This is a genomic window from Pontibacter qinzhouensis, assembly GCF_008017455.1.
Lineage (GTDB): Bacteria > Bacteroidota > Bacteroidia > Cytophagales > Hymenobacteraceae > Pontibacter > Pontibacter qinzhouensis.
Map to the genome: position 1 here is coordinate 1 of NZ_VRTY01000163.1, position 7,513 is coordinate 7,513.

Annotated in this window: 7 protein-coding genes; 3 read left to right on the forward strand and 4 right to left on the reverse strand. The window is 46.2% G+C overall.

Features of this window, described 5'->3' with window-relative positions:
• The 3 genes from FVR03_RS23240 to FVR03_RS23250 form a co-directional block, all read left to right on the forward strand.
• A partial coding sequence (locus tag FVR03_RS23240; RefSeq protein ID WP_147924170.1) for an alpha/beta hydrolase family protein occupies positions 1-240 on the forward strand: 240 nt, incomplete at its 5' end.
• Between the two features lie 160 nt (positions 241-400).
• Positions 401-1,123 carry a pirin family protein gene (locus FVR03_RS23245; RefSeq protein WP_147924171.1) on the forward strand — a complete coding sequence of 241 codons (723 nt, stop codon included), beginning with the start codon at positions 401-403 and terminating at the stop codon, positions 1,121-1,123.
• A gap of 459 nt (positions 1,124-1,582) precedes the next feature.
• The gene (locus FVR03_RS23250) at positions 1,583-2,437 is read left to right on the forward strand and encodes a pirin family protein (protein WP_147924172.1); all 855 of its coding nucleotides are present in this window, start codon (positions 1,583-1,585) and stop codon (positions 2,435-2,437) included.
• Positions 2,438-2,503: 66 nt separating this feature from the next.
• On the opposite strand, the gene FVR03_RS23255 is transcribed toward FVR03_RS23250, so the two are convergent.
• The 4 genes from FVR03_RS23255 to FVR03_RS23270 all read right to left on the reverse strand — a co-directional run bounded on the left by FVR03_RS23255 (position 2,504) and on the right by FVR03_RS23270 (position 7,255).
• The gene (locus tag FVR03_RS23255; protein WP_147924173.1) at positions 2,504-3,850 is read right to left on the reverse strand and encodes a phenylacetate--CoA ligase family protein; all 1,347 of its coding nucleotides are present in this window, start codon (positions 3,848-3,850) and stop codon (positions 2,504-2,506) included.
• A gap of 573 nt (positions 3,851-4,423) precedes the next feature.
• Entirely contained in the window at positions 4,424-5,428 is a 1,005-nt protein-coding gene (locus tag FVR03_RS23260; RefSeq protein WP_147924174.1) for a pseudouridine synthase, read from the reverse strand.
• 422 nt (positions 5,429-5,850) lie between these two features.
• A complete protein-coding gene (locus FVR03_RS23265; RefSeq protein WP_147924175.1) occupies positions 5,851-6,252 on the reverse strand; it encodes a T9SS type A sorting domain-containing protein in 402 nt (133 codons plus the stop codon).
• 55 nt (positions 6,253-6,307) lie between these two features.
• A complete protein-coding gene (locus FVR03_RS23270; RefSeq protein ID WP_147924176.1) occupies positions 6,308-7,255 on the reverse strand; it encodes a DUF1835 domain-containing protein in 948 nt (315 codons plus the stop codon).
• Positions 7,256-7,513 lie beyond the last annotated feature (258 nt).

Sequence of the window (7,513 nt, forward strand, 5' to 3'; positions counted from 1 at the left end):
TCAAACGAACTGCAGGTAACCGCAACTACGCCTCCTGCCTTTTTAATTCACCCTGGCGACGATACCAAGGTGCCGGTCCAAAACAGCCTGCGGTTCTATGAGGCGCTGCTGCGGCACCAGGTACCGGCAGAGCTGCACATCTACCCAACAGGTGAGCATGGCTTCTCCAGAGGTGCTCCCAAAGATAACTGGCTGGAGCGCTGCCGCCACTGGATGATTGCCAGCGGCTGGATTAACTAGCGTTTTAGCTGGCAAATAGGGTTCAGAAGCTTTTAAATTTCTATGGAAACCGGCAAGCCCACAGCCTTTCTTTAACAAGATTGCGCTTTATGCGTAAAGCCTAAGCAATATATAGCATTAAAACTTTACTTGCTACTGCACACACTTACCATAAAGCGCAATGATAAAACTAATTACTGCTTCAGAACGTCACGAAGCCAAAATAGGAGACTGGCTTATTTCGAATTACCTTTTTTCGTTTGCGGACTTCTATGATCCCTCTAATGTTCAGTTCGGGCCCTTGCGTGTATTTAACCATGAATATGTAGCGCCTAAAAGTAGTTTCCCGGCGGCTCCGAACACCGAAATGGAGATTGTTACCCTGATTCTCAGTGGTGAGCTCACCTACCGCGATAATCTTGGCAAGGAGACTAAGATACAGGCAGGTGGCGTACAACGTATAACGGCTGGCACCGGTATAACCTACACCCTCAGCAACGAGTCGGAAGAAGATGAACTGCATTTAATCCAGATGTGGTTTCTACCGAACAAAACAGGCCTGGCACCTTCCTATGAATATATGGATGTAGAGTTCCTGACCACCAGTAACAAGCTGATGCCTTTGGTAACCGGACAAAAAGTGCTGGAAGACCTGGTTTACCTCAACTCTAACTCTACCGTTTATTTTGGGTCTGCCACCCAAGGAGAAAGTATAGAATTCAGAACCTTTAAAATCAGGAAATCGCTGCTGTATATCCTGACCGGTACTGTTGAAATTAATGGCGCAGAAGTAGATAAATGTGATCATGCCAGGCTTGAGAGCCAGGAGGTTATCCAGATTCATGCCTCAGCTGATGCTACCTTTATTTTAGTAGATGTACCAGCCTTGGAAGCAAATTTCTAAGCCAACTAACACCTACCTTGTAGCCAAAACAGCCTGCATGAAATAAGGTCGTGCTTTCTCATGCAAAGATGAAAAGGTTAAAGTCATTAAATGTTCCCATATATTATGCTACTAAGTACAAAAAGCCAACTGCTGCCGGTATAGCCATACCAGCAGCAGTTGGCTTTTGTTTTATGGCAGAAAAAAATGACAACTGCGGTGTGAGGTGCTTAAATAAAAATTAAAAGAAATGCTCAACAAGACATACATATATCTACCAAAGGGGATTTAACTATCGTACTGTTCGGCATAAATTATCCTAATGAAAATGGCCTTCAGAAGGCTTACTATTAAAATTTTGCCAAGGGTCTGTCGCTTTGGATTCTCTATCTGCTTTAGCCAGCAAATAAATTCATGTATTAAAATTTGATATGTTAATTTAAATGTACCTACATTTAAATTTTAAACGTACTTATAGTCATGAGAAAAATCAAGGATGTATATAACGCAGTACCTGCGCCCATTGCTGATCTTATAACCTACAGGGCACTGCCGACACAGGAGGTGAGCTATATCGATCCGTTCCTGTTCCTGAACCATCATGGGCCGCAAACCTATAAACCAGGTAACCGGGGGCTACCATTCGGGCCGCATCCGCACCGAGGTTTCGAGACGCTTACTTTTATTCTGGAGGGTGACATTATGCACCAGGACACTGGCGGCGGACAAAGTGTGATAGAGGCAGGAGGTGTGCAATGGATGACAGCAGGACGAGGACTTATCCATGCAGAGATTTCATCCGACAAATTTAAACGCGAGGGTGGCCCACTGGAAATTCTGCAGCTTTGGTTTAACCTGCCAGCCAAATATAAAATGGTGGCTCCCAATTACATTGGCCTCCAGAAAAATGAATTGCCTGTTGTAACCGAAGATGAAGGCAAAGTAAGGATTACGGTTATATCCGGCACCTGGGGAGATGTGAAAGGCCCGATAGATTCTTTAAGTGATATTTCGATGAACAGTATAGCACTAGACAAAGGAGGACGGTTTACCAAACATGTGGCTTCAGCACAAAATATTTTCTTTTATGTGGTAAGAGGCGCAATTCTTGTAAATGGCGAAACGGTACAGAAGCTGAACCTGGTTGAGTTCCAGAATGAAGGAGAGGAGCTGCAGGTAGAAGCCCTGGAAGATGCGTACCTCCTGTTGGGTCATGCACAACCTTTTAACGAACCGGTGGTGTCGCAGGGGCCTTTTGTAATGAACTCCGAAGAAGAGATAAGAGAAGCTTACCGCGATTATCAGTTAGGAAAGATGGGCAGCTGGGAAGGCTGATCTTAAAATTTGCACAAGCAGCGGCCTTGTCTGCTATATAAGTTCAGGCAAGGCCGCTGCTTTATTCTAAGCATATACTTGTCGGTTGTCTACGACGCGGTTTAGTTTGCCGCCCTCGCTGCGAGGTATTTCTCCTGTAACTTTCAGGGTCACTTTCATGGTAAGGCCAGTGTTTTCTTTCAGCCTTTTGCCAAACGTAGCGCTTAACTCCGAGAGCACCGGGAAGCGACACAGCTCTACAATAGAAATATGCTGCAGATCGAGCGCTCGTAGTAGCTTTTCGCTTACCTCTACATGTACCTCCACCTCATCCATGGTTCCCTCTCTTGAAACAATAAGCTGGTAATGAGGAGTTAGATGCTCGAACATTTGCAACACTTCCTCTACCTGCGTGTAAAACAAATTAACACCTCGTATTATCAGCATACCATCGGCTCGACCTTTTATGGGGCCCATTTTAATATGGGTGCGCTTCCCGCACTGGTCGTAGAACAGGTTTGTAATGTCGTTGGTGCGATACCTGATAAGTGGCATTCCTCTTTTGGTGAGCGTAGTGAGGACCAATACGCCCAGCTCGCCTTCGGGCAGTACCTCGCCTGTATCTTTATCTACTATCTCGGGGTAAAAGTGGTCTTCCCAAACATAGCTGCCTGAACCAGGCTCCTCCACATCTTCCTGCGACACGCCAGGTCCGATAATTTCGCTTAAGCCATAAATGTTCGTTGCCTGCAGGCCAAGTCCGTTCTGCACGTGCTGTCGTATGGTCTCTGTCCAGGGTTCTGCACCGAGCAAGGCATATCGGAGGTTCAGGCTCTCTAACGGAATTTCGCGCTTCTGCAATTCCTCTGCAAGCGTTTGAGCATAGGAGGGGGTACAGCAGAGCACATCGGGTTTAAAGTCCTGCAGCAGCATGAGTTGCCGCTCGGTCATACCTCCGGAAACAGGAACTATCGTCATGCCTAATTTCTCGGCGCCATAGTGCAGGCCAAGCCCACCTGTAAAAAGCCCGTAGCCATAGCCGTTTTGCAGCATCATGCCGGGTTTACAACCACCTGCCGCCAGCGAGCGAGCCACCACTTCCGAAAAAATATCGATGTCGCCAGCAGTATAGCCTACTACAGTTGGCTTGCCTGTGGTGCCACTTGAGCAGTGAATTCTGGAAATCTCCGCACGCGGTACTGCCAGCAGGCCAAAAGGGTAGTTGTTGCGGAGATCCTGCTTGTTTGTAAAAGGCAGTAAAGGAAGATCATCGATTCCTTTAATCTGAGATGGCTGCAGCCCTACCTCATCAAACTGCTGGCGGTAAAAAGGAACTCTATCGTACACATAGTTCACCAGGTTGCGGAGCCGCTCGTTTTGCAGTTTACGCAGCTTTGGCAAAGGGAGCGTTTCAATGGCAGGATTAAATAGCATAAGTTAGCCAGCAAAAATGCTGTTTACTTGTGAAAAATTCTGTTTTCTGATACTATAAGTTGCAACAGATTACGCAATAAAACAAGCTTTTTAAGCACTAGTTCAGCCATTTAGCCATCTTCCGGATTTAGCAAAATGAACGTTTGTTAAGATATGCCCTATGTTAACCTATGCAATTACCAGCTATTTCTGTGCTTAATTGATTAAGTAGAACATTAGAATTTCAATGAAGTAGTGTTAAATTTAGATTAATTTTTTCTGCACCCTACTTGATCTTAAAAACAAATAGTATAAATAAATATTAAAATAAACCAAAAGCTTATATTCCTGCTTAAGGATTGATGACTACGCTTTCGAAAAAGCTTATATTCCTGCCAATACTTATTACGTAATTCTTATATCTCCTGTAAAAAAAAGCCGGTTGTATCTTACTCAGCCACAAGAACGGCATCTTGGTTTTGCTGGAATTCAGGAGAGCTTACCAAAAAAAGTAAAGCAATTATTCTAATGAAAAAGCCCTTCCAACAGTTTTTTCTGCCAGAAGGGCTTAGGGTTTAAGCTGTTAATTTCAGGTCAGCGGCCGCGTTTCGGGGCTCCTTTTGCTGAACTGCCCCTACCCGTGTTGCTTTTAGGACCACTGCTGCTTTTCCTGTCTGTTGGTCGGGGGGCAGACTTTGCCGCTCCTCTGGTGCCCCGCTCTGCGGCTGGTTTTGCAGCACCCCGTCTGGCAGGTGCTTCTGGTCTGGCAGCTGGTCTTACTAGTGCTGATGTTTCGCGGGTGCGTGAGCTTCCGGTGGCCTCCGTTCGGGTTTTGCTATAGGTTTTGGCTCCTCCACGGCCTTTTGCGGCAGCAGTTGGTTTTGAGTATTTTTGAGCAAGAATGCTGGTGATCTGGGCTATTTCGGACTCCGTCATGGCGCGCCAGTGCCCGCCAGGTAGTTTAGCCAGTTTTATAGACTCAATGCGTACCCGCTGTAAGTGCTGCACCTTATAGCCAAGGGCTTCGCACATCCTTTTAACATGGTGGTTGGTGCCTGGTTCCAGTACTATTCTAAAGCGGGTGGTGGCTTCTTTTGTAACTGTAGCATGCTTTTGCTCTTCACCTGGTTCCGTGTTCTCGCCACTGCTACCCAACTTTGTCAGAAACTCAGAAGTAATAGGTTTATCTACGTGCACCACATACTCCTTCTGGAACCTGTTGTCAGCTTTGGTCATTTTGCGCACCACCTCACTGTCGTTGCTCAGGAAAATGAGTCCTTCCTCGTCGCGGTCCAGGTGGCCAATCGGTAGGATAGAGGCTGGGTAATTAAGCGCCCTGATAATGTTGTTTCTGACAGAAAGATCGGTGGTTACGGCTATGCCAGCAGGTTTATGAAAAGCAAGCATTACAGGCTCCTCCTCGCGCACATTCAGCAGCTGATCGTCTACGCGAACTTTGTCTTTGGCGGTGACCATGGTGCCAGGCTTTGGCAGCTTACCGTTAACAGTTACACGCCCTTGCTCCAGTAGTTTGTCGGCTTCCCGGCGGGAGCACATGCCGCTGTCGCTAATAAATTTATTTAATCTCTTTGGTTCCATATAAGTAAAATACGACGCCTTGCCACGACTGGCTGCCTCGCTGCTCTAAACGCCACCTAATACAGGCGTATCGCAAAATTACCTTAAATCCGGAGCTTAACCTATTCTCACCGCTGAAGGAGTAAAAATTAGTTGAAGATCCAGCAGCAATTTCTATGGCTAGTAATTTGTGTATACTGCTAGTTTAGGCGTAGCCGCAATTAATGGTTTAACATAACCACAAGTTACGCTGCGCTAAACTTGCGGCATAGTTAACTATATAGATAGGTATTACTACCCCTTTATAAGTTATACACTCCAATTATTCTAATAGAAATAGCCTCTAAAAGACTTTACATTGAAATATTGCCAAGGGCCTTGCGAATTTCTATATAAGTGTAGAAACTCTACTACACCCATTTTCTAAACAAAAAGAACTTTTATTATTTGCTAATCTTGAAGCGCGTCCAGTAGGTAGTGTCAGAAGTCTTAACCTCTATTAAATAGGTGTCGGGGCGAAGTTTGCCGACATTGTAGCGCCAGGTATTTTTATTAGCGACCATACTTACCGGCTTTTTATAAACAAGTTTTCCGGCTTTATTTGTAATATGTAGCGTAGCATTCTCCTCCAGCTCCTGTTCAAAATCGAGCAGAAACGTTCCGTTTTTGCCGGTTTGCAGGTGTATGCCCGAAAGGGTAGCTAACCGGGCAGTGGTATCTGCTTTAACCAGTATATGCTCTTGTTGCAGGCTTGGGAGCTGGGTGGTCGCTTCCTGTGCCCAGGCTTGCCCGACTACAAAAGCCAGTGGTAAGGTTAAGGCAAAAATATAGTGTTTTCTCTTCATGTCTTTCTCAGCTCGGTTGTGTAAGTATATTACAGAATTCAGGCCAGCTTTTGGGTTAGGGTACGTTAGGGCCGCTTTTTATGGCCGGTTTTATTTTACTTTCATTTACATCGAGACACCAGTTGATGGAAGTTGCACTCATTCTCACACCTCCAATGTATTGTATACCTTCTCTGAGCGCTGGCACCTGATCTTGCTGCTGCACTGCTTTCTCACCTGCTGCCGTTAATTGAAAAAGGCCATTTACAAAGTCTACCAGCAACGGCTGTAGTTGCTGCATCAGCAGATCGATTTGTTTATCGCCGAAACCGTAGCCGGGTGCAGCCTCCCAGAAGGCTTGCTGAAAAGCGTGCCTGGTTAACGGGCCCTGCGTGTGCAGTATTTCCAGCATAAGCATTTCCGGGCGGTTTAAACCAGTTGCGCAATCCGGGAAGCGTGTAAAATGTAAGGTTAAGGCCTGCTTCAGGTGACGGAACGGGTGTAAATCGCCCTGTATGAGCTCCTGCAGTAGCAAAGGCGACTCATCGGCGTAGCCTTGCCAGACCTGCTGCGCCAGGTTCAGATCATCGGGCCGCAACGTGAGGCGCTGCTCAAACACCTCCTGCAGTTGCTGCGAAGTAAGTTGACTGATGCAACCTGCTTCTGGTGTGGCTAGCTGCAGTTTCTGGTGGTGCAAGGGCTTAAAAAAATTCAGGAGGAACAACAGGTTTACCTGGCACATTAGGTCTGAGTCGAACCACAGCACCAGTTCTTCATAACCATGCACATGCCTGAGCTCCTGTAACACATCGAGCACCTTTTCTTTGTAAGCGGATGGTTGCTCCTCGTAAAACTCACAAATGTAGGTTTGCCTGGTTTCCCAGAAGCTATCTTCCCGGAACTGTGGCACGACAGGTCCCTCCGACATAACCTCGCGCCACACAAGCACCTGGCCGGGCAGGTTAGCCGCCTCAAAAGAAGAAAGAGAGGCGTCTCCGTTAATGATGTGCAGCATTCTATTCATTTTTCTGACTAGGTGGTTTAGAGGCAATAGCGCTACCTGCACTCTACTCGGCAAGCACCAGAGAAGGCAATAGCAAAAGAATCCAGCATTAAATTATTTACATTAAATTGCCCTTCAAAAGCAAATTTGAGTTTTTACTGCCAAGGGTAGCTTTAGTAGCGCACGGTGTAGGCAATTACTCTGTTATCCAGAAAGGTAGGCACTAACAGCAACTGAAGCTGTGGAGAGTAGCTGATGTCGGCGGTGTTTATTTTTTGT

What these genes read in the sequence shown, in the direction of transcription:
- FVR03_RS23245 (WP_147924171.1), top strand. Translation starts at nt 401, where the DNA reads ATGATAAAACTAATTACTGCTTCAGAACGTCACGAAGCCAAAATAGGA.
- FVR03_RS23250 (WP_147924172.1), top strand. Translation starts at nt 1,583, where the DNA reads ATGAGAAAAATCAAGGATGTATATAACGCAGTACCTGCGCCCATTGCT.
- FVR03_RS23255 (WP_147924173.1), bottom strand. Translation starts at nt 3,850, where the DNA reads ATGCTATTTAATCCTGCCATTGAAACGCTCCCTTTGCCAAAGCTGCGT.
- FVR03_RS23260 (WP_147924174.1), bottom strand. Translation starts at nt 5,428, where the DNA reads ATGGAACCAAAGAGATTAAATAAATTTATTAGCGACAGCGGCATGTGC.
- FVR03_RS23265 (WP_147924175.1), bottom strand. Translation starts at nt 6,252, where the DNA reads ATGAAGAGAAAACACTATATTTTTGCCTTAACCTTACCACTGGCTTTT.
- FVR03_RS23270 (WP_147924176.1), bottom strand. Translation starts at nt 7,255, where the DNA reads ATGAATAGAATGCTGCACATCATTAACGGAGACGCCTCTCTTTCTTCT.